Genomic DNA, 22,739 nt, shown 5'->3' with positions numbered 1-22,739 from the left:
CCGAGACCGCGCCGTGGCCGCATATCCGCCCCCGCCGCGCACACCGAGACCGCGCCGTGGCCGCATGCACGCGCATGGACCGCGAAACCGCTGATGCCCAACCGCTGTTTGGCGGCTCATCCGCGGGCATGCGGGGCGGACGCGGTTTTGACCCACGAGTAGGAACGCGGCAGCCGCGGGCATGCGGGGCGGACGCGGTTTCGCTGCAGGGACGGGCCACTTTTGCGCCCGGGAGCCCCGCAACCTGTGCAAAAGCAGAATGCCGGCCTCCCCATCACGGGAAGACCGGCATTTCACGCTTTTGCGCTCCCGGAACTACGTCCGGCAGCGGCTGCCAAGTGCAGGAGGCTGCTACTTGTCGCCAGCCTCGGGCTTGGCGTCAGGCTTGGGCTTGGTTTCGGGCTTGAAGTCAACGCCGGCTTCCTTGCGCTGCTGGGCCGTGATGGGAGCCGGCGCCTGAGTCAGCGGGTCGTAACCGCCGCCGGACTTCGGGAACGCGATGACGTCGCGGATGGAATCCACTCCGGCCAACAAGGACACGGCACGGTCCCAGCCAATGGCGATTCCGCCATGCGGAGGGGCGCCGAACTTGAAACCCTCGAGCAGGAACCCAAACTTGGTCTCCGCAGCTTCCTTGTCCAGGCCCATGAGCTCAAAGACACGCTCCTGGACATCGCGCTGGTGGATACGGATCGAGCCACCGCCGATCTCGTTGCCGTTGCAAACAATGTCGTAGGCGTATGAAAGGGCGGATTCCGGGTCGGTGTCGAAGGTGTCCATGAACTCGGGCTTGGGCGAGGTGAACGCGTGGTGCACGGCCGTCCACTTGCCTGCACCAACGGCCACGTCGCCGGACGCAACGGCGTCGGACGCGGGCTCGAACATGGGAGCGTCGACAATCCACACAAAGGCCCAGTCGCTCGGGTTGATCAGGCCCGTGCGGTGGCCGATCTCCACACGGGCGGCGCCCAGGAGCGCGCGGGAGGGGGAAACTTCCCCGGCTGCGAAGAAGATGCAGTCCCCGGGCTTGGCGCCCACCGCGTCGGCCAGGCCGGCACGCTCGGTGTCGGTCAGGTTCTTGGCCACCGGCCCCGTCAGCTCGCCCGCTTCCTTGAACAGGACATAGGCCAGGCCCTTGGCGCCGCGCTGCTTGGCCCATTCCTGCCACGCATCGAGCTGGCGGCGGGGCTGCGAAGCACCTCCCGGCATGACGACTGCGCCTACATAGGGTGCCTTGAACACGCCAAATTCGGTGTCCTTGAAGAACTCGGTCAAATCCGTCAGCTCCAGACCGAAGCGCAGATCGGGCTTGTCCGAACCGTAGCGGGCCATGGCGTCGCGGTAGGTCATGCGCTGGATCGGCAGCGGAATCTCAACGTCGATCAGCTTCCACAGCGCTGAAACAACCTTCTCGCCCAGGGCGATGATGTCGTCCTGATCAACGAACGACGCCTCGATGTCCAACTGCGTGAACTCGGGCTGCCGGTCGGCACGGAAGTCTTCATCGCGGTAGCAGCGGGCAATCTGGTAGTACTTCTCAAAGCCACCCACCTGCAACAGCTGCTTGAACAGCTGCGGGGACTGCGGCAGCGCGTACCAAGAGCCGGGGGCCAGGCGTGCCGGTACCACGAAGTCGCGGGCACCCTCGGGGGTGGAACGCGTGAGCGTCGGCGTCTCAATTTCAATGTAGCCCTGCTCGTGCAGCAGCTCGCGGGCCACGCGGTTCGCCTCCGAGCGCAGGCGCAGGTTCCGCTGCATGCCGGGGCGGCGCAGGTCGAGGTAGCGGTGCTTCAGGCGGGCTTCCTCGCCAACTTCCACGTGGTCGTCAATCTGGAAGGGCAGCGGTGCAGCTTCGTTAAGCACGACGACGTCATCGGCCATCACTTCGATCTCACCGGTGGCGAGGCCAGGGTTTTCGTTGCCTTCGGGGCGTCGTGAGACGGTGCCGGTGATCTGCAGCACGAACTCGTTGCGCAGGGAGTGGAAGACTTCCTCTTCACGCACCACGATCTGTGCCACGCCCGAGGCGTCGCGCAGATCAAGGAACGCAACGCCGCCGTGATCCCGTCGGCGGGCAACCCACCCCGAGAGGGTGACGGTTTGGCCAATATGTTCAGCCCGCAGGGAGCCCAAGTCATGTGTGCGCAGCACAGCATTCCTTTCAATGGTGGTGTACGGCCCGCGTTCCGGGGCCGAAAAGGTCAGTTGTTGAGAAGTTTACCGGTGAATCAAGGCGCTGCTGAATCAGGCAGATCCAGGTCTAGGCGACGACGATGGCGGGCTTGAGGTCTTCGGCCGGCGGCATCCACGTACCAGGATCTGCCGCCACCTGCTCGCCGGAGCGGATGTCCTTGACCTGGTGGGCGCCGTCGTCGTCGGTGAACCAGACGTAGGGGATGCCGCGCTTGTCGGCGTATTTGATCTGCTTGCCGAACTTGTCCGCCTTGGCCGCAACCTCGGTGGAGATGCCGCGGGCTCGCAGTGCACCGGCCACCTCCTGGGCCTCGCTCCAGCTGTCCTCATCGGCAAGTGCCACCAGGACGGCGGTGGGAACGCTGCGGGAGGCCTTGGCGAATTCTTGGCTCAAAATGCGTGCCACCAGGCGGGTGACCCCGATGGACAGGCCCACCCCAGGGAACTTGCGGTTGCCCTTGGACGCCAGTGCGTCATAGCGGCCGCCGGAGCAGATGGAGCCCAGCTGTTCGTGGCCCACCAGCACCGTTTCGTAGACGGTTCCCGTGTAGTAGTCCAGACCGCGGGCAATGGAGAGATCCGCCACAACGGAGCCGGGTGCACTTTTTACTGCGGCGGCAATAACCTGTTCAAGCTCGTTCAAGCCCTCCTCCATGAGCTCGTCCGTGACGCCCAGGGCGCGCACCTGCTCCACGAAGGACGTGTCCTCGGTGCGGATGGAAGCCAGCGCCAGCGCCTTTTCGGCTTGTTCGTCGCTGGCGTCCAGCTCGGACTTCAGCAGGCCGGCGACGGCGCCGGCTCCGATTTTCTCCAGTTTGTCGATGCTGCGCAGCACCCCGGCCGTGTCGGTGAGACCGATCCCGCGGTAGAAGCCTTCGGCCAGCTTGCGGTTGTTGATGCGCAGCTTGAAGGCCGGAAGGGGCAGGGCGGAGAGCGCCTCGGCGATCACCAGCGCAAGTTCCACGTCGTAGCGGAACGGCAGCACGCCGTCGGCCACCACGTCGATGTCCGCCTGGGTGAACTCGCGGTAGCGGCCCTCCTGGGGGCGTTCCCCGCGCCACACCTTCTGGATCTGGTACCGGCGGAACGGGAAGGACAGGTAGCCGGCGTTTTCCACCACGTAGCGGGCAAAGGGCACTGTCAGGTCGAAGTGAAGAGCCAGCTGGTTGGGGTCCCCCTTGGCTGCGGAGGCGGTGTTTCCGTCGTCGTCCTGGAGGCGCGAAAGCGCGTACACCTCCTTGTCGATCTCCCCCTTGCGCAGGAGCTGGCCCACCGTTTCCACCGCACGGGTCTCAATGGAAGAGAAGCCGTGAAGTTCAAAGGTGCGACGCAGTGTGTCCAGCACATGTTGTTCCACCAACCGTTCTTCGGGAAGCAACTCGGGGAATCCGGACAAGGAGGCGTTGCGTGCCATGGATGTTGCTCTCCTAACATGCGCCGGGACCTCGTTCAAGACAAGGGGCGCGGCGGGGCGGGTAAACGTCATGGTGCCTGGCTTGCCTGGTCATGCTCGCCGCTATGGGGACGTTCCATGGGTAAACTGGCACCGGCTGCCATTTTATAAGCTTTGGCGGCCCACCCCCAACCCACCCCGCCAGAATGAGATGGCGACGGGTGAACATACCGCTCAATTTGAAGGAGAGGCACCCTTGGGCACCAGCAACAAGTCCGACCGTGAAGGACGCGAAGCAAAGGCGCGCGTGGCACGCATGGAGGCCAACCAGGCAATGCATGAAGGCCAAGTGCAGCGTCGAAAGCGCGACAACCTCATTGCCTTCATCGCCATCGGCGCCGCTTTGGCCGTTGCCATTGTGCTGGCGCTGACGTTGTTCGTGCCCAAGGATGACGAGCCGGCCCAGAGCGCACCAGCGGAAACCCCGGCCGCGGATTCCGCAACCCAGGGGCTGACCAACAGCGCGGAAGTTCCCGACGCCGCAACCGCCGCAGGCAAGACGTTCACCGGAACCCTGACGCTCAATGGCAAGCCGCTGGGTGTCACCCTTGACGGCACGAAAGCCCCGCAGGCCGCCGCCGTGTTCAAATCGCTCGCGGACAGCGACTTCTTGGCCGGCAAGACCTGCCACCGCTTGGCCGACGCGCCCGACTTCGGCGTGTTGCAATGCGGTTCCCTCAAGGGCGACGGCCAAGGCGACCCGGACTACCAGTGGGGCCCGGTCGAGAACACACCCGCCGACGGCAACTACCCTGCCGGCACCATCGCCGTGGCCCGGGCCAATACCATCGACAGCAACGGCACCCAGTTTTTCATTACGTTCAAGGACACCACCCTTCCCCAGGACGACGGCGGCTACACCATCCTGGGAAAGGTCACCAGCGGCCTTGACGTGGTGGACGCCATTGCCAAGGATGGGATCGAAGGCGACGCCACCGACGGTGCACCCAAGACCAAGGTGACGATAGACTCGTTCAAGCTCAAGTAGATTTCACCAGGCCGTTCCCGGCCGGCCACCACCGTGGCCGGCAAGGAACAGCATCACTGCGATCCTGGCCAGATCCACTTTGCAACACCTGCCAGCATCCATCGACGCGAAAGATTTTTAGCGGTGACACACAGTCAAGAATCCGACGAAACACTTGCCTCAACCATGGAGCCGGCCAGCCCTGCCCCTGTTGAAACGACGGCGGAAGGCGCTGTCCCGGCACAGCCACCCGTCCCAGCACCCGCACCGGCTTCACCATCTCCTGCTGCCTTTGCGGCCCGCCCCAAGGCCCCGACTGCAGCTGCCCCTGTTCCGGCCGCACCGGTGCCGGCAGCCCCGACAGCTCCCGTCCCGGCGGCCGCCACTCCAGTCAATATGGCAGAAGCCGCCAAATTCGGCCGCGCCGAGGACGACGGACATGTGTTCTTGCTCCTCGACGGCGAAGAGTTCCCCGTGGGCCAGTACCCGGGTGCCAGCAAGGATGAGGCGCTGGCGTACTTCGCCCGCAAATTTGATGACATCCTTGCCCAGCTGACGTTGCTCGAGCAGCGGGTTGAGGCCCAGGCCCCCACCACGGACATGAACAAGAGCGTGGCCCACCTGCGCGAGCAGCTGGGCGAGAAGGCCTCGGTGGGCGACGTCAACGCCGCCTTGGCCCGCTTGGTTGCCCTTGAGGAAAACATCAAGGCCCTGGCAGCTGCCGAGCGCGCCACGCACGAGGCCGCCCGCTCCGTTGAACTTGCTGCCCGCGAGGCCATTGTCGCCGAAGCTGAAAGCCTCTCCGCCGCAGACCCCGCCACGGTTCAGTGGAAGGTCAGCAGCGCCCGCATGAACGAACTCTTTGAGTCCTGGAAGCAGGCACAAAAGTCGGGCATGCGTTTGGGCCGTGCCACGGAAGAAGGCCTGTGGAAGCGCTTCCGCAGCGCCCGCACCGTGTTTGACCGCCACCGTCGCGCCTACTTCTCCCAGCTCGACAACAACAACGCCGTCGCCAAAAACGCCAAGGAGGCCTTGATCGAGGCAGCCGAGGAGTTGTCGACTTCCACCGAGTGGGGCTGGGCTGCCGGGGAATACCGCGGCCTGATGGACCAGTGGAAGGCATCCCCCCGTGCCAGTCGCAAGGACGACGACGCCCTGTGGGCCCGTTTCCGCGGCGCCCAGGACAAGTTCTTCACTGCCCGCCAGTCAGCCAACAATGCCTTGGATGAGGAATTTGGCGCGAACTTGATCGTCAAGGAATCCCTTATTGTCGAGGCCCAGGCCCTGCTGCCGGTCAAGGACCTCAACGCCACAAAGAAGGCGTTGGAGTCCATCCGCGACCGCTGGGAGGAAGCCGGCAAGGTACCCCGCAGTGACATGCAGCGTGTTGAGGCTGGCCTCCGCAAGGTGGAGGACGCAGTCCGCTCGGCCGACGAAGACAACTGGCGCCGCAGCGATCCGGAAGCCAAGGCCCGCACGAGCAGTGCCCTGAGCCAGCTGGAAGCAACCATCGCCGGGCTCAAGGACGACCTCGCCAAGGCGCAGAAGGCCGGGGACGCCCGCAAGGTCGCCAAGGCCACCGAAGCACTTGAAGCCCGCGAACTCTGGCTGGAGCAGATCGAGAAGGCTGCCGCAGACTTCTCCTGACGCCGGGCGAACATTTAGCTGCTTTGCAAAAGGGCCCGCGGGCCGGGTTGTCCACAATCCGGCCCGCGGGCCTTTTTCTTGGGCCGGCAAAGGTGCAGGGTGGAACCATGACTGATGTTTCGCTTTCCGCAACAGCGCTGCTGGCCCCCGGCATGCTCTTCACCCTCGCTGAGCTGCACGGGATGAAACTTGACGGCGTGCTGGTCCCCGTCCTTGGCCAAACTTTCCGCCCGGCGGCTACCCCCGAAACACCGGAACTCAGGGCGGCGGCTGTCTCCCACCATATTCCCGCCTGCCTTGTGCACAGGGCAGTGGTGGCACAGTTGTCCGCGGCCTGGGTGTACGGCTGCGCTCCCCCGCCGGACATCTTTTCACTGGTGGTCGGCAACGACGGCAACAGCGTCTCGGCCCCACCGTTCTGCGGCTGCATCATCCGTCAAGTGCACCTCGACCCCTTGGATGTGATGGAGCTTGGCGCAGTGCCAGTCACCAGCCCGCTGCGCACGGCCTTGGACGTGGCCAGAACAGCACCTCTACCAGTGGCACGGGCCGCCCTGACAACGATGAGCCGCAACGCTGTGTTGCAGTGCCCCCTGGGCAGGATCCGTCAGGCACTGGCGGCTGCGGTGCATGTGCCTGGAAAACGCCGGGCACAGGAACTGCTGGAAAACATGATCGACGACGCGCACCAACAACTGCACCGGAGCGAAGCTGCAGGGGATTGACCGCAGGGCCCGGGTCAACCAACGGTATGGACAGTGCCATTTTCCACGAAATTGAAGTTGAACAGCCTCGGCACAAACTGGGCCAGCACACTCAGTGTCAACACAGCAGCCAAACTCCACAGCGTGACCATTCTCCGGCGGGAACCCCTCAGCCTAGTGGTGAGGGCTGCTGCTGCAACGACCAGGGGCAGGAACGGAAGTAGGGGAACCGCAGCAACCTCCACAACGACGAAGGGCATGAAAAGTCAATCGACCACCGGAAACAGACGAATAGCATCCTTGCCGTCAATTTCAGCTGTTCCATTTTTCATTCGAGGCGCCCTTCCATCAGGTTGATGGGTGTGGTTCACGTACTGTGCGAACCGCACACTCCCACGGTATCGTTGTTGGCTGCGGCCTGCTTCTGATGCGCTTCCGCGTCAAGTTCTCCACCGCGCAGTAAATCTGCCCTGTTCATCGGCGGCGGGCACCGGGGCTGGGACCCTTGCTGCACAGTACGATCCCAGGGCAGCACCAAGTACATGCACCAACAGAAAGTCACGGCCATCGACACACCGACCTTGTCTGGATTCTTCCTCGTTTTGCTCCTCTCCGGGGCAACCGCCCTGCTGATGGGGATTCGCTGCTATCGCGGCCAATGGCGGCCATGGAACATACTCAGGGCGTACCCGGGCGCAGCCATGGCGTATCTGGGGGTGGGACTGCTGTTTTTTGCGGCATCCTGCTTGGTGAGTCTCGTCGCCGGTGGTTTTGGTGCGCAGCCAACCCCCGAAGGAACATGGTGGCAGTCGTTGTTGACGGCTCTCGCCGGAGCCGGAGTCCTCATCTGTGCCGTGGGCTGCTTTTTCAGCTACTGGTGGATGCCCACGGTCCTGCGCCCCCGCTGGGTCCGCGAGCTCGAGGGCCTCTCACCGATCACCAACGACGACGGGAGCCCGGCACAGCTGCCAGCCTCGACGGCAGCGCGGCGTGGGCAACCCCTGGCCCGTTCGGAGGGCCCGCTGCTTGGCGCGGCAGCGGTCGACCTAATGTGGCGCAACCACGCCGTGCGGGCCCCCAGGGGAATGCCGGGCGGCCCTTCGCAGGCCCTGTTGGAGTTCTCGCTCGTTGCCGCGGACGGCCGGGCAAGGCCGGCCGCGCTTCTGCTCACGCAGCCATTGCGCACCCCTTTGCGCGTGGTGTGGGTTGTGGAAACCCGCCCGTCGCCGGAAGACACACGCAGGGACATGGTTGCCTACCTGGGCAAGGAGGGTCTCGCTTGCGTCGCGTGGCAGGAAACGCACTGGCCACTGGATCCGGGCCAAGTCGACAACCGCAAAATTCCGGCCAGGCTGGCAATGACGGCAGGCCCCGGGGCGCGGCGCAAGATCAATTCACCGTACCAGCTGGATGCGCTGCCCAACAGCGCAGTCGCCGAGTCGATTGCGCACTTCATCGGTGAATACCCAGCACCGGGCACCCGGTGGCGGGTGACGACGGACGGCGGAACCGCCGTCGAACTGCTGGAATTATCCGCAGGACAGCTTCGGGACATGGACGGCATGCCCGTTGACAACCCCGAGTTGGCAGCACGGCTGGCCCGCTTGGCCCGCTGCTAGCCAGCCCGTGGCAAGGCATGCGTCAGGCGCGTCGGCGCGAACCTGTGGAGCGGTAGACGTCAAAGACGCCGTCAATGCGCCGGACGGAGTTTAACACGTGGACAAGATACTTCGGGTCGCCCATCTCAAAGGCAAACTTGGACACGGCCACCCTGTCGCGCGAGGTGGTGACGCTGGCTGCCAGGATATTAACGTGGCTTTCGGACAGCACGCGGGTGACGTCCGAGAGCAGGCTCTTGCGATCAAGGGCTTCCACCAGGATCTCCACCAGGAACACCCCGGACTGGGTGGGTGCCCATTCAACTTCAATCAATTTGTCCGGTTCGTTCTTCATGTGCAGCAGGTTGGGGCAGTCCTGGCGGTGCACGGAAATGCCCGACCCCTTCGTCACAAAACCGGAGATGGGATCCGGCGGCACCGGTGTGCAGCACCTGGCCAGCTTCACCAGCACATCTCCCACGCCGTGGACAATGACGCCCGAGTCTGAAATACGCGAACGGCTCTTGGGCTGGTGCGTGGCGGGAGCCGGTGCCGGCACCGCTTCAATGCCTTCATTGACGCCCAGCTCGTCCCGGAGGCGCTCCACCACGGACTGGGCGGAGGAGTGCCCATCTCCGACGGCGGCATAGAGGCCTGAAATGTCGTTGTAGTGGAAGTGCTCCGCCACGGACAGCAACGCATCGTGGGTCATCATCTTTTGCAGCGGCAGGTTCTGCTTGCGCAGAGCCTTGGTCAGCAGGTCCTTGCCCTTTTCAATGGACTCGTCGCGGCGTTCCTTCGTAAACCACTGCCGGATCTTGTTCCTGGCCCGCGCACTCTTGACGAAATTCTGCCAGTCCTGGCTGGGCCCGGCACCTTCGGCCTTGTTGGTGAAAATTTCCACTGTGTCCCCGTGGGCGAGTTCACTGTTCAAAGGCACCAATTTGCCGTTGACACGCGCCCCGATGGTGCGGTTGCCGACCTCCGTGTGCACCGAATACGCAAAATCGACCGGAGTGGCACCCTCCGGCAGGGCGATGACTTTGCCCTTGGGCGTGTAGACGTACACTTCCTTGGTGTTCATTTCATAGCGCAGGGACTCCAAGAACTCATTCGAGTCGCTTGTCTCCTGCTGCCAGTCAACCAGCGTGCGCAGCCAGTTCAGGTCATCCTGGCCGGTGACGGGGGCCTTGTTCCCCGTTTTGTACTTCCAATGTGCCGCCACACCGTATTCCGCCCGCTGATGCATCTCCAGGGTGCGGATTTGGATCTCCACCAGTTTGCCGCCGGGGCCCACCACCGTGGTGTGCAGGGACTGGTACATGTTGTACTTGGGCAACGCAATGTAGTCCTTGAAACGCCCCACCAAGGGACTCCACAACGCGTGGATTTGCCCGAGCGCCGCATAGCAATCACCCACGGTATCCACCAGGACACGGACACCGATGAGGTCGTTGATGTCATCAAAGTCTTTGTTGCGGACCACCATTTTTTGGTAAATGGAGTAGTAGTGCTTGGGTCGGCCGGTCACCTCGGCCTTCAATTTGGAGACCCGCAGCATCTCCACGATTTCGCGCCGAATGATGCTCAGCTGCTTCTCGCGTTCAGGGGAACGGTCCTGGACCATCCGCACTATTTCTTCGTACACCTTGGGGTACAGTGCCGCAAAGGAAAGCTCCTCCAATTCCCACTTCATGGCGTTCATGCCCAGCCGGTGCGCCAGCGGTGCGAAGATGTCAAGGGTTTCCCTGGCCTTCTTGCCGGAGGACGCGGCGGAGACGAACCGCCACGTGCGCGCGTTGTGCAGCCTGTCGGCAAGCTTGATGACAAGGACACGGATGTCCTTGGCCATGGCGATGACCATTTTCCGCACAGTCTCGGCCTGGGCGGCGGCACCAAATTCCACCTTGTCCAACTTCGTCACGCCGTCAACGAGCATCATGATTTCCGAGCCGAACTCCCGTTCAAGCTCAGCCAACGTGTACGGAGTGTCCTCCACGGTGTCGTGCAACAGCGCAGCCGCAAGCGTGCTGCCTGTCATTCCCATCTCCGCCAGGATCGTGGCCACGGCCACGGGGTGGGTGATGTAAGGGTCCCCGCTCTTGCGCTTTTGGCCCTCGTGATATTTCTCCGCCACGGTGAAGGCGCGTTGGATCAGGTCAAAATCTTCCTTGGGGTTTCTGGCGCGGACAATGCGCAGCATCGGTTCCAAGATGGGTGAATAGCTTTCCGTGGACCATCCGGTGAGCCGGGCAAGCCGGGACCGGGTCCGTTCACGACGGCCGGGAAAAGTGGGCCGGGACAAATCCTGCTGGGGCGAATCCTGCCGGGACAAGTCCTGCTGGGGACGGACTTCGCCGTTGTCGGTTGCACTGCCGCTTCCCTGTGCACTGCCGTTCTCCGTCAATGTTTCGTGCAGGGGCGATTCCTCGTTCAACGCACAACCTCCCTCATGCACTCACCTGACACCCGCCACCACAACGGGGCATTTAATCAAGTCTAAGGTGCACAGCTGGCAATTCGGACCAAAAAGCCGGGTTGGCATGCATCGCATCCCAACCCGGCCCTCTGTTTGCCCGTGTGTTGTCCCTTGTCCGACGGGCAGTGCTGCTAGCCCACCTCGACAGTTGCAGCACTTTCAGCGGCGCGGCGCTGCCGGACCGCCTTGGCCTGCTTGACAAGCTCAGGTTCGCGCTCGCGCAGCATGGCGTACATCGGCGCGGCCACAAAGATCGTGGAGAAGGTGCTGACGATAACGCCGATAAACAAGGCCAGCGACAGGTCGCGCAACGTACCTGCACCGAGCAGCATGGCGCCGATGAACAAGATGGACGCCACGGGAAGCACCGCCACCACCGTGGTGTTGATGGAGCGCACAAGCGTCTGGTTGACGGCCAGGTTCACTTCCTCGGAGAAGGTGCGCCTGGTGGATTTGCCGATATCCGCAGTATTTTCCCTGATCTTGTCAAAGACCACCACCGTGTCATACAGGGCGTAACTCAGAATGGTCAGGAAGCCGATGATGGCCGACGGCGTGACCTCGAAGTTGGAGGCTCCGTACACTCCCGCTGTCACCACCATGACGACGAACAGTCCCACCATGGCGGCAGCGGACATGCGCCAAGTACGGAAGTACAAGGCCATCAGGATCGTGGCCAAAAGCACGAACACGAAGAAACCAATGATCGCTTGGCGGGACACATCCTGCCCCCACGTGGGGCCCACAAAGGTGGAGGTGATTTGCTCCTCCGTGACTCCGTAGGCGGACTTGAGACCGTCCTTGACTTTCAGGGTCTGATCGTCGCTCAGCCTGTCGGTCTGCACCTGCATGGTATCCCCGGCAATGTTGGTGACAACGGCTACCGTTCCAGGAACCGCAGCCGAGACTGCCTGTTCTCCGATGGTGACGTCCGTTTGCTTCACCTGGGAAATGGTGAACTGCGAGCCGCCGCGGAATTCAATGCCAAAGTTGAATCCTCCGCCCAGCAAGGGAACCAAGATGGAAAGCAGAACGGCAATGCCGGCGATCGAGAACCAGAGCTTGCGTTTCCCGATGAACTCGTAGGACCGCTCGCCGGTGTAAAGCTCATTTCCAAAAGTGGCGAAACTCTTCATTACTTGCTCTCCTTAGAGTCGTCACTTGGGGTTGATTTGGCGGCCCCAGCGCCGCTGCTGCCGGCCATTTCATGTTCCTTCGCCGCCAATCGGCGTTCGGCGATCGTTTGCCGGCGCCCGGCTTCACCGGCGGCCCGGGCGTTCTTGCCCTTGGCCACCTCCATCGACTCTTCGGGGGTGCGGAAACGACCAGCACCGCGGTACAGCGGTACGGCTCCGAGCTGGACGGGGTCGAGGCCGGAGAACGCGTGGCCTTCACCGAAGAACTTGGTCCGTGCCAGCAGTTGCAGCGTCGGGTGCGTGAACATGAAGACTACGATGAGGTCGGCTACTGCCGTCAGGCCCAGCGTGAAGGCAAAACCCTTCACGCTGCCCACGGAGACAAAGTAGAGCACCAGCGACGCCAGGATATTGACGGCCTTTGACGCCAAGATGGTTCGCTTGGCCCGGTCCCAGCCATTTTCGACCGCGGCAACCAGTCCGCGGCCGTCGCGCAACTCGTCCCTGACACGTTCAAAGTACACAATGAACGAGTCGGCGGTCTGCCCGATGGCCACAATTATGCCTGCCACACCGGCCAGCGAGAGCCGGTAGTTTTCAGCCCAGCCCAGCAAAATAATGGCAAGGTAGGTCAGGATGCCGGCGATCACCAGGGAGAAGATGGTGACAAACCCCAGCGCGCGGTACTGGAAAAGTGAGTAGATGACAACCAGTCCAAGACCGATCAAGCCAGCCAGCACGCCCATTTCCAATTGCTGCAGTCCGAGGGTTGCGGAGATCTGGATTTCGCTTTGGATTTCAAAGCTGATGGGCAAGGAACCGAACTTTAGCTGGTCCGCCAGGGACTTTGCGCTGGCTTCGGTGAAGTTGCCGGTGATGGAGGACTGGCCATCGGTGATGGCAGCCAAGGAGGCCGGAGCCGAGATGACACTGTCGTCAAGCACAATGGCAAAGCGGGACTGCGGGTCGTTGGGGTCCGCCAAGTATTTGGTGTGCAAGCGCTGGGTGACGTCCTTGAAGGCTTGGGCGCCCTCCGGCTTGGTCAAGGTCAGCTGCACCGACCACTCGTTGGTGGTGGCACCCTGGGCACCGGGCTGCAGCCCATAGCTGGCTGTACTGATCCATTTGCCGGGGATTTCCACCGGCCCGAGGATGTACTTCACACCGCTGTCGGGCTGGCAGCTGACCAGCGGCTTGGTCGGGTCCGAGGTGGTGGGACGATCGGTCAGCGGCGGGATGCAACTGACGGCCTCGAAGTCCTTCATGACGGCAGCGTCCACCCAGTTCGGATCGCTGGCGTTGAGCGGCTTTGCCGTGGGCACCGGCAGTTTGTCTTTGGGGGTGCGCTCCGCTTCCGGAACGGCACCGGCAGGGCCCTGGGTGGCGGCGATGACGGGACGGAAATTCATGTTGGCCGAGGCCTTGATGAGTTCGCGCTGCTGGTCGGTGGGCTTGCCGGGCAGGCTGACGACAACGTTGCGCCCGCCCTCGGTGGAAATTTGCGATTCGGAAACACCGGAACCGTCAACACGTTGACGAATGATCGACACGGCCTGGTCCAGTTGTTCGCCGGTGATGGAACCGGCACCTTCAATTGTTGGCGCCAGAATCATCTGGGTGCCGCCCTCAAGGTCCAGACCCAGTTTTGGCTCCCATGAGGCGGCCCCGGCGAGAACGCCGCCAGCTACTGCCAAGGTGCATGCAATGATGATCGCCGCGAGCCACAGAAGAGTTCTGCGTGCTGTGGACGTCGGACCGGTTCGTGCCATCAGGGGATCCTTCTATTGGTCACGGGTGTTGAGAACATGGCAATGCCGCTGCGCCCGGGAATACCCGTTCACAGCAGCTGCCAACCCGGAATAAGGCTAGTTGTCTTTGTTGTTTTCGTTGTTTAGGCGACGGAGGGTTTCCTCCGTGGACTCCGCTGTCTCCGGCTTGTCCAAGCCGAGCGTCAGCGATGAGGCATCCTCGGGAACAACGGCGTCGACGTCAGTGGGATCCATGATCTTGGCGACCGTCTGGCGGTGCACCGTGGCGGTGACGCCCGGGGAGATTTCCAAGAGGAGCTTGTTCTCCTCTTCTTCGATGGTTAGTACCTTGCCGAAAAGGCCAAAGTTGGTCATGATTTCAACGCCCGGAGCCAACTTTGAACGTCGCTCCTCCTGGGCTGCCTTGCTCTTCCTTTGCTTGCGGATCATCATGAAGATGAGCACGGCAAACATGGCGAACAAAAGAAGGGTCATCGGGTCCATGAAACCTCCCCAAGGGTGAATGCGTTGGCTAAAATACTGCTGAAAGACACAGCTGGAGTTCCATTCGTTTAAGTAGAGTGTGGTGGCCAGACACGCTGCGAACGTGCCGGACGTCATAACAGTCTAAAGGGTAAAGCTGAATGCAGGATGATAAAACGCCCAGAATCGCGCACAAATACACACACTAGCGCCATCTGCCGCGAAACGGTGGGTTTTTTTGCTTGCAGTGAAACTCGGGCGGCGGCATCCCCGGCAGCATGACAGAGTGCATCCGGGCGAGATCAATTCTCGGCGCTGTCTTCCTCGTCGAAGGGCAGCATGGCGGCGGCAACGGCATTGCGTGGCATTTTCAGCCCCAGGTGCTCCCAGGCGGCCGGCAGGGCAATGCGGCCCCGCGGGGTCCTGCCCAGCAGCCCTTCGCGCAGAAGGAACGGCTCGGCAACGGTTTCCACCGTTTCGCTTTCCTCCCCCACGGCAATGGCGAGGGTGGACAAACCCACGGGTCCGCCGTTGAACTTATGCACCAGTGCTTCCAACACCGAACGGTCGAGTCGGTCCAGGCCCTTGGCGTCCACTTCATACATGTCCAGTGCTGCCGAGGCAGTGCGTGCGTCGATGGATTCTATCCCGTGCACCAGCGCCCAATCCCGCACCCTCCGGAGCAGCCGGTTGGCAATGCGAGGCGTGCCACGGGAGCGGCCGGCAATTTCGGCAAAGCCGGCGCTTGTCAGTTTCAAATCGAGCATTCCGGCCGACCGCCGCAGCACAAGTTCCAGCTCTGCCACGGAATAGAATTCCAAATGTCCGGTGAAGCCGAACCGGTCCCGCAGCGGGCCCGGGAGCAGCCCTGCCCGAGTGGTGGCGCCGACAAGGGTGAAGGGCGGCAGTTCAAGCGGAATCGCAGTGGCCCCTGCACCCTTGCCGACAATGATGTCTACGCGGAAATCCTCCATGGCCATGTACAGCATTTCCTCGGCCGGGCGTGACATGCGGTGGATTTCATCCAAGAACAGCACCTCGCCCTCGGACAGCGAAGAAAGGATGGCCGCGAGGTCCCCCGCATGCTGGATCGCCGGACCCGAGCTAATCCGCAGCGGCGCGTTCATTTCAGCGGCAATGATCATCGCCAAGGTGGTCTTGCCAAGCCCTGGCGGGCCCGACATGAGCACATGATCGGCGCTGCGGCCGCGAATGCGCGAGGCGGCCAACACCAGCGAAAGCTGCTTGCGCACCCTCTCCTGGCCCACAAAGTCGTCAAGGTTCTTGGGGCGCAGGGCAGCTTCCAGCTCCCGTTCCTCGGGCTCCACCACGGGGGCAACCGCCTCCCCCGCCCCGGAGCGTGCCGGGGCCGCTCCTTCACCGACGCTGATTTGCCCGGGAAGGAGGGGTGCGGCGTCGTCGCTGGGAGCCATGATCTAGCGCACCCCGCTGCCCTGGCGAGAGTTGTCCTGCCCCAGCCAACGCAGGGTGGCGCGCAGGATGGCAGGAACATTGGCGGTCTCGGCCAATTCCGGCTCGGCGGCCAAAGCCGCGTCAATGCTCTTGAGCGCATCCTTTTCGTTCCAGCCCAGGCTTGTCATGGCGGCAACCACCTGCTCCTTCCACTCCATGGGGGCCGAGGACGGCGCTGCGGAGACCGCGGCGCCGGTGGGGATGAGCTTGCCCTTGAGTTCCAACACGATGCGTCCGGCCACCTTGGGACCGACGCCCGGGACCTTGGTGAACGTCTTGCCGTCGGCGTCCGCGACGGCCCGCCGGATAGTCTCGGGTTCCAGCAGTGCCAAGATGGCCAGCGCCAACCGAGGGCCAATGCCGCTGACGCTGAGCAGGATCTCAAACACTTCCCGCTCGTCAACGTCGGCAAAGCCGTAGAGCGTCATGGAGTCTTCACGCACAATCATGGTGGTGGTGACCACAGCCTCCTCCCCCAAGCGCAGGCCACCCAGCGTCTTGGGCGTGGCATGGACAAGCATGCCCACCCCGTTGACGTCGATGACGGCCTGGGCCAGCGAAAGCTGGGCCACGGGACCACGGACAAAACTGATCATTGAGAACTGCTCCTGACAAACACCCTGGATGGCGGAAAACTGCGCCCAGTATATCGAACATACATACTAAGAACTAGTGCCACGCGGTGCCGGGCCTTTCCTTGTTCTTCGCAACCCTCGACTTGGCCTCGGCATCGCGCCACAACTGTTGGGCCGGCGTCGAACTTTCACTGCCTGCAGAAAAGGCAGCCCCGCTGCGCCATGCGTGGGCAATGGCCAGCGCCAGGGCGTCGGCGGCGTCGGCCGGTCGAGGGGGCTCGGCCAGGCGCAACAACCGGGTGACCATGGCCGTGACCGAGGCCTTGTCTGCGCGCCCGTTGCCGGTGACGGCGGCCTTGACCTCCGAGGGCGTGTGCATGGCCACGGGAATCCCGCGCCTGGCCGCGGCGACCATGACCACCCCCGACACCTGGGCAACACCCATGACAGTGCTGAGGTTGGTTTGGGCAAAAACCCTTTCAATGGCCAAAACATCCGGCTTGAATGCGTCCAGCCACTGGTCGGTCGCGTCCGCGATGACCAGCAGCCGGGCGTCAAGGGTTTGTTCATGCGAACTGCCGACAACCCCCACCCCCACCAAAGTGGCTGTGCGGTTGGGGGCAACGTCCACAACGCCGAGGCCGCACCGGGTCAAGCCCGGGTCAACGCCTAAAACACGCAGTTCTTTATCCTTTTCAAGCCTTGATCCTCTTCAAGCGCTAGTCCTCTTCGAGGGCTGCGTGGACATCAGCACCAATGTCGGCATTGGAGTAGATGTTCTGCACGTCGTCAAGGTCTTCCAGGGCGTCGTAGAGCTTCATGAATTTGCGGGCGTTCTCCACGTCGAGTTCCACGTGCATGGAGGGCACAAAGCCGGCCTCGTCGCTTTCGTATTCGATTCCGGCCTCGACCAGGGCTGCCCGGATGGCGGGCAAGTCCTGCGGCTCCGAGATGATTTCAAAGCTCTCACCCTCGTCCTTGACCTCTTCGGCACCGGCGTCCAGGACAGCCATGAGGAGATCGTCCTCGCTGTGCTCGTTCTTGGGCAGGCCCACAATCCCCTTCCGGGTGAACATGTACGCCACGGAGCCTGGATCTCCCATATTGCCGCCGTTGCGGCCCACGGCCAGGCGCACCTCGGAGGCTGCGCGGTTCTTGTTGTCGGTGAGGCACTCGATCAAGATCGCGGTTCCTTGCGGGCCGTAGCCTTCGTACATGATGGTCTGATAGTCGACGGCGTCGCCGAGCAGCCCTGCGCCACGCTTGATGGCGCGGTCAATGTTGTCGGCCGGAACGGATGTCTTCTTGGCCTTCGTGACAGCCAGCTCGAGGGCGGGGTTCCCTGCCAGGTCTGCGCCGCCCCCGCGGGCAGCAACTTCAATGTTCTTGATTAGCTTCGCGAACGACTTGGCGCGGCGGCTGTCAAGAATCGCCTTCTTGTGCTTCGTGGTTGCCCATTTGGAGTGGCCTGACATGGTTACGCTTCTCCCTTGATCATTCGTATAAACAGTTCGTGGATGCGGCGCTCGCCGGTCACTTCCGGGTGGAAGGAGGTGGCGAGCAAATACTGCGATCGAACGGCTACTGCACGGACTTCTGCATCAATCCTATCGTTTTGCGCCTCCCCGGGCAGGTTGACCGCGGCCAGCACCTGTACACCCGGGCCAACACGCTCAACCCACGGGGCTCGGATGAACACCGCATGCAGCGGCGTCTCCGGCACCCCTGCCGGCGCCAGCCCCTGAAAGTCCAGGGCCCTTTCAAAGGAATCCACCTGGCGTCCAAAAGCGTTGCGGCGCACCGTGATGTCAAGGCCGCCCAAGGTTTGTTGCGGGTTCCCGGCCAGATCCTTCGCAGGGTCTGCAATTTCCTGCGCCAGCATGATCATGCCCGCGCAGCTGCCGTAGACGGGCATCCCCGCGGCAATACGCTCCATCAGGGGTTCCCGGAGGCCGAAAATCCTGCTGAGCTTGTCAATGGTGGTGGACTCCCCGCCGGGGATGACAAGGGCCCCAACACCGGCTAGTTCAGCGGGACGGCGCACGGAGACCACACGGGCACCGCAATCCTCCAGCGCCCTGGCGTGTTCGCGAACATCGCCCTGTAGCGCCAGCACGCCAACGACAGGTCCGGATGAAGCATGGGAAGGGGAGTCAAAAGTCACTCCCCAAGCATAGTTGGGCGCAATCTCACACAGACAACTTCGTTTACGCGCCGCGCGCGGTGGGAGGCGCGGGCCCCGCAAGCAAGTAGCATTGTCGGCAGGACTGCCCACTACAGAGTTGGCTGGACTGACGTGCTACAGAGACGAGGAACTTACAGTATGTGCGGAATCGCCGGTTACTACGGTTATGGGGAAGACGAATCCCTATTGCAGCAGATGAACGCGTGCATGGTGCACCGCGGCCCCGATGGTGAGGGCGTTTACACGCAGGGCAACGTAGGCCTGGCACACCGCCGCCTCTCCATCATCGACCTGGCCCACGGCCAGGAGCCCATGTTCAGCGCCGACGGCGAGACCGTGTTGGTCTACAACGGCGAGGTGTACAACTACCTTGCCCTGCGTGCCGAACTTGAGACACTGGGCCGTTCCTTCAGCACGGCTTCGGACACCGAAGTGGTGCTGCAGTCCTACCAGGAGTGGGGCGACGCCGCGTTCGACAAGTTCAACGGCATGTTTGGCCTGGCCATCCACGACCGCCTGAACAACCGCCTGGTGCTGGCCCGCGACCACTTTGGCATCAAGCCGCTGTACTACGCCACCGCCGGCACCCCCGAAGCACCCACGCTGCTCTTTGGCTCGGAAATCAAGCCGCTGCTCGCCGCCAACAAAATTGAGTCCGGTGTCAACGAGCGCATCTTGTTCCGCTACCTGCAGTTCAGGATCCACGACGACGAGCCCGCCACCTTCTTTGCCGGCGTGCACAAGCTCATGCCCGGGGAAAAGCTTGTCCTGAATACTGTTGCCACCGATGCCGGACCGGCCGGGACCGTTGCCATCAGCAGCTACACCCGTTTCAAGGAAGAGCTGGCCGAGCTGGCCAAGATCGAAACCCCCTACTCCCAGGCCGTCATTGACGAATACCGGGAGCGTTTCACCGAGGGCGTGCGCCTGCGCCTGCAGTCCGAAGTTCCCGTGGGAACGGCCCTTTCAGGCGGACTGGACTCATCCGCCGTCGTGGCCACCATCAACAAGCTCATGGCCGAAAACGCCGACGCCACGGACTCGCTGGGCGCCAAGCAGCAGACGTTCTCGGCCATCTTCCCGAACTCCATCAACGATGAGGAAAAGTACGCCGACGCCGTGCTGGCCCGTTGCGAAGGCAATGTCATCAGCCACAAGATCCTGCCGCAGCCGGGTGAATTTGTTCAGGACCTGGAAGACTTTGTGCGCACCATGGAGGAGCCCATCATCTCCTCGGGCCCCTATGCCCAGTACCAGGTGATGCGCGAGGCCTCCAAGCACGTCACCGTGCTGCTGGACGGCCAGGGCGCCGACGAGATGATGGCCGGGTACATCCCCTATTACTTTGCTTACCTGCGACAGTTGAAGAAGAACGGCCAGAACACCAAACTGGCCAAGGAGCTGCTCTCCAGCTCCGACATCCTGTACCGCCTGGCCCGCTTCCGGATCCTGGGCAAGCTGACGCTGAAGAAGGAAATCGGCATTTCGCAGCTGTTGAACAAGAAATTCACGGCGAAGTACAAGACCGAGACGTTCTCCAACATCGCCGACAACTTGAAGCTGCGCCTCATCGACGACCTGTTCCACAAGTCCCTGCCGGCCGTGCTGCGCTACGAGGACAAGAACACCATGCGTTTCTCCCTGGAGGGCCGCGTGCCGTTCCTGGACAAGGAAGTGGTGAAATTCCTGTTCAGCCTGGACGACGAGTCCATCATCAAGGGCGGCTGGAACAAGCGCATCCTGCGCGACGCCACCCGCGAGCTGCTGCCGGAAATGATCAGCAACCGCCGCAACAAGATCGGCTTCACCACCCCCGAGGCCGAGTGGTTCGGGCACATGAAGGAAAAGATCTACGAGATCTTCCTCTCCAGCTCGTTTGGCGCCCGCCCGTACTGGAACCAGGACGCCGTCATCTACGCGTTTGAGGAACTGCTCAGCGGCAAGAGCTCCGGCTCCACCATGGTGTTCTGGCGCCTGATCAACACCGAGCTGTGGCTGCGCGAGTTCTTCGACGCACCCGAGGTCAAGGCCGGCATCGAGGGCAAGAGCGACTACATCCCCAACCCGGACAAGCAACTGGACATCACTGTGCCAGGTGACGCGGGCACGTTCCGCCGCTACCCGCTGCGCACGGAGGTTTTCTACAAGGAAACCGACTTTGACCCCGCCGTCATGACGTACGTCAAGCGCTACTTTGATGGACTTCCGACGGCGGGCGGGGACCATGGCGCAGCCACGGCCGACACCCCGTGGTACCTGTTCGTCTCGGAGAAGATTGTGGCCATGACGCAGGGCCGCTCCATCCCGGTCTGGGACATCAAGGTCTCCAATGCCGCGCGGATCTTTAGCAAGTTCGTCACCCGCAACCCCGGCGGCATTGGTTTGGCCAGCCCCTGGTCCATGCAGCTGGCCATTGACGAGGTGGGCCTGCCCAGGATCATGTACGCTTCGGCGCGCTCCGTCATCGGCAAGCTCCAGGGCAAGTCGGGCGTGTTTTACGAGGTGGTGGGCCACAACATCAACGCGATCGACGGCGCGGCCGGCTACCAGGTGGGCACCTCCACCCACTCGGTGAAGTACGCGCCCATCGACCCCGACGGCGTGGCGGCCCGGCTCAGTGCCATGGTCCGTGCCAACGTGCCGGCGGCGTTCGCGGCAAACTTTGCCGGAACTGCCATCATGGACGCCAACGACCTCGGTGTTGTGGCGCTCGGCCATGACACGGCCCTGACCAAGTCGGTGCTGGAGGATATTTTCCGTGACAACCCGCAGGGGCAGACCACGGAAACCACCCCCATGTCACTGGTGTTCAAGCAAAAATAGCCACCGCGCGCGCAAGGCGCGGCATGGCCCCAGCCCGCACCCTGGGCTCATGTCGCGCCTCGCCGCGTTAAGCAGCCACAACCAGCCCGCCACACCACTTATCAAACGGAAGAATTATCATGGTCACCCTTGCCGACTGCCAACGCACACAGCACGCCTGGTTCAGGGCACTGGCGGAGGCGACAGGCGGACGATCGTTTTCCACGCACAAAATGGACTGGGTCTGGCTTCCGGAGACACGCGAGATGCTGTGCATGTTTCCCACCGAGATCAGTGACGCCGGGCTAGAGCCCGCCTTGGCCGAAGCCGAACGTCGAGGGGCTACCACAGTGGGTGTCTGGATGAGCGCGGCCATCAGGGAGTCCATCCTGCCGCAGTACCGCTTTGAACGCGGTTGGCAGCCTTGGTGGATGACCAAGAGCCTGGATGTGGAGACGGTGGCAGCGGCCAGCGGAGCCCGCGACGGACGAGTCACCGTCACCGCCGTGGCACCCGACCAGGTCTGGCTGGCCACTGCACGCAACCCTGTCCAGGACGGCGAGATCCAGGATGCCCAGGCCAAGGACGGTGAGCATGAATGGGCGGGACGCTCCTATGCCTACCTGCCGCCGGAACAGGGCACCAAGCACTTGGCCGGGATCTTCGACATGGTGGTGGCCCCTGAACACCAGCGCACGGGCATCGGCACGGCCCTGCTCAACCAGCTCTCCAAAGCGGCCTTCGACGCCGGCGCCGAACACCTCCTGCTCAACGCCACCCCCGACGGGCAGCGGCTCTACAAGAACTGCGGCTTTGCCCTCATCGGCAAGGGCCAAACCTGGTGGTTGCACCTGGACCCCTAGGCCCGCCCCCACACACCCAGCCCGGCCCCACCCCCCCCACCCCACCCGACGCTCCTGCACGTTCGGGGCGCGCTATCCCGACGCTCCTGCACGTTCGGGGCGCGTTATCCCGACGCTCCTGCACTCTCTCCTACATTGTCGGTGCCATCTTTTCCAGCACAGCTTCCGTTTCCAGGCAACGTATCATCGACTTGATGTCAGCCGTCGTCGCGTGGACGAATGGTCCCCGCGGACCAGCCGTCTCCGTGCCCAGGATCGCGGCCAGGGCGTGCAATGCACCGATCGGCCGCGGGATGTCGCCCAGGGCTGTTAGCGGCCATGGCAAACTGCCCATAGGCGGCCACGTAACTGCCCACTGATGGCCAGCAGAAATGCCCATTGGTGGCCATGAGATCTGCCCACTCTTATTTTCTAGCATCGCCGTGTTGTTAAC

18 protein-coding genes are annotated in these 22,739 nt (G+C 62.9%); 6 read left to right on the top strand and 12 right to left on the bottom strand.

Annotation, left to right across the window (positions count from 1 at the left end):
- Positions 1 to 351: 351 nt before the first annotated feature.
- Together aspS and hisS are read right to left on the bottom strand one after the other, a co-directional pair.
- Entirely contained in the window at positions 352 to 2,151 is a 1,800-nt protein-coding gene (gene aspS / locus QMG25_RS08870; protein ID WP_283459383.1) for an aspartate--tRNA ligase, read from the bottom strand.
- Positions 2,152 to 2,260: 109 nt separating this feature from the next.
- Positions 2,261 to 3,607, bottom strand: coding sequence for a histidine--tRNA ligase (hisS, locus tag QMG25_RS08865; protein WP_283459380.1), 1,347 nt, complete (start codon positions 3,605 to 3,607; stop codon positions 2,261 to 2,263).
- Between the two features lie 295 nt (positions 3,608 to 3,902).
- Between hisS and QMG25_RS08860 the strand changes: the two genes are divergently transcribed.
- The 4 genes from QMG25_RS08860 (at position 3,903) to QMG25_RS08845 (ending at position 8,583) form a co-directional block, all read left to right on the top strand.
- Positions 3,903 to 4,634 (top strand): peptidylprolyl isomerase, encoded by a 732-nt coding sequence (locus tag QMG25_RS08860; RefSeq protein ID WP_283459676.1) that lies wholly within the window; start codon positions 3,903 to 3,905, stop codon positions 4,632 to 4,634.
- Between the two features lie 123 nt (positions 4,635 to 4,757).
- On the top strand, positions 4,758 to 6,260 hold the full coding sequence (locus tag QMG25_RS08855) for a DUF349 domain-containing protein (protein WP_502866371.1): 1,503 nt from the start codon (positions 4,758 to 4,760) through the stop codon (positions 6,258 to 6,260).
- Between the two features lie 107 nt (positions 6,261 to 6,367).
- Positions 6,368 to 6,985, top strand: coding sequence for a type IV toxin-antitoxin system AbiEi family antitoxin (locus QMG25_RS08850; protein ID WP_283459378.1), 618 nt, complete (start codon positions 6,368 to 6,370; stop codon positions 6,983 to 6,985).
- 521 nt (positions 6,986 to 7,506) lie between these two features.
- Complete coding sequence (locus tag QMG25_RS08845) at positions 7,507 to 8,583, top strand: hypothetical protein (protein WP_283459375.1); 1,077 nt, start codon at positions 7,507 to 7,509, stop codon at positions 8,581 to 8,583.
- 22 nt (positions 8,584 to 8,605) lie between these two features.
- Here the strand turns inward: QMG25_RS08845 and QMG25_RS08840 are convergent, their stop codons facing one another.
- The 9 genes from QMG25_RS08840 to pdxT all read right to left on the bottom strand — a co-directional run bounded on the left by QMG25_RS08840 (position 8,606) and on the right by pdxT (position 18,620).
- Positions 8,606 to 10,897, bottom strand: coding sequence for a RelA/SpoT family protein (locus tag QMG25_RS08840; RefSeq protein ID WP_283459671.1), 2,292 nt, complete (start codon positions 10,895 to 10,897; stop codon positions 8,606 to 8,608).
- Between the two features lie 275 nt (positions 10,898 to 11,172).
- Complete coding sequence (gene secF, locus QMG25_RS08835) at positions 11,173 to 12,177, bottom strand: protein translocase subunit SecF (protein ID WP_283459373.1); 1,005 nt, start codon at positions 12,175 to 12,177, stop codon at positions 11,173 to 11,175.
- Positions 12,177 to 13,946, bottom strand: a complete 1,770-nt coding sequence (secD, locus tag QMG25_RS08830; RefSeq protein ID WP_283459371.1) for a protein translocase subunit SecD — start codon at positions 13,944 to 13,946, stop codon at positions 12,177 to 12,179. Before secD ends, secF begins: the two co-directional genes overlap by 1 nt.
- A gap of 96 nt (positions 13,947 to 14,042) precedes the next feature.
- Positions 14,043 to 14,429: a preprotein translocase subunit YajC gene (gene yajC, locus QMG25_RS08825; protein WP_349307123.1), complete on the bottom strand. Its 387-nt coding sequence runs from the start codon at positions 14,427 to 14,429 to the stop codon at positions 14,043 to 14,045.
- A 281-nt stretch (positions 14,430 to 14,710) separates the two neighbouring features.
- Positions 14,711 to 15,841 carry a Holliday junction branch migration DNA helicase RuvB gene (ruvB, locus tag QMG25_RS08820; protein WP_283459369.1) on the bottom strand — a complete coding sequence of 377 codons (1,131 nt, stop codon included), beginning with the start codon at positions 15,839 to 15,841 and terminating at the stop codon, positions 14,711 to 14,713.
- A 3-nt stretch (positions 15,842 to 15,844) separates the two neighbouring features.
- The gene (gene ruvA / locus QMG25_RS08815) at positions 15,845 to 16,477 is read right to left on the bottom strand and encodes a Holliday junction branch migration protein RuvA (protein ID WP_283459367.1); all 633 of its coding nucleotides are present in this window, start codon (positions 16,475 to 16,477) and stop codon (positions 15,845 to 15,847) included.
- Positions 16,478 to 16,550: 73 nt separating this feature from the next.
- Positions 16,551 to 17,138, bottom strand: coding sequence for a crossover junction endodeoxyribonuclease RuvC (gene ruvC / locus QMG25_RS08810; RefSeq protein ID WP_283459667.1), 588 nt, complete (start codon positions 17,136 to 17,138; stop codon positions 16,551 to 16,553).
- A gap of 37 nt (positions 17,139 to 17,175) precedes the next feature.
- Positions 17,176 to 17,931: a YebC/PmpR family DNA-binding transcriptional regulator gene (locus tag QMG25_RS08805; protein WP_283459365.1), complete on the bottom strand. Its 756-nt coding sequence runs from the start codon at positions 17,929 to 17,931 to the stop codon at positions 17,176 to 17,178.
- A 2-nt stretch (positions 17,932 to 17,933) separates the two neighbouring features.
- Positions 17,934 to 18,620: a pyridoxal 5'-phosphate synthase glutaminase subunit PdxT gene (gene pdxT, locus QMG25_RS08800; protein WP_283459364.1), complete on the bottom strand. Its 687-nt coding sequence runs from the start codon at positions 18,618 to 18,620 to the stop codon at positions 17,934 to 17,936.
- A 159-nt stretch (positions 18,621 to 18,779) separates the two neighbouring features.
- On the opposite strand from pdxT, the gene asnB reads away from it, so the two are divergent.
- A complete protein-coding gene (gene asnB / locus QMG25_RS08795; protein WP_283459363.1) occupies positions 18,780 to 21,464 on the top strand; it encodes an asparagine synthase (glutamine-hydrolyzing) in 2,685 nt (894 codons plus the stop codon).
- 119 nt (positions 21,465 to 21,583) lie between these two features.
- Entirely contained in the window at positions 21,584 to 22,306 is a 723-nt protein-coding gene (locus tag QMG25_RS08790) for a GNAT family N-acetyltransferase (RefSeq protein ID WP_283459361.1), read from the top strand.
- A 130-nt stretch (positions 22,307 to 22,436) separates the two neighbouring features.
- Here the strand turns inward: QMG25_RS08790 and QMG25_RS08785 are convergent.
- A partial coding sequence (locus tag QMG25_RS08785) for a hypothetical protein (protein WP_283459359.1) occupies positions 22,437 to 22,739 on the bottom strand: 303 nt, incomplete at its 5' end.

It is taken from the genome of Arthrobacter sp. H35-D1, assembly GCF_030063185.1.
In the GTDB taxonomy this organism is placed as follows: domain Bacteria; phylum Actinomycetota; class Actinomycetes; order Actinomycetales; family Micrococcaceae; genus Specibacter.
The sequence above is the reverse complement of the archived record's forward strand: the minus strand, read 5'-3'. Positions and strand labels throughout refer to the sequence as shown.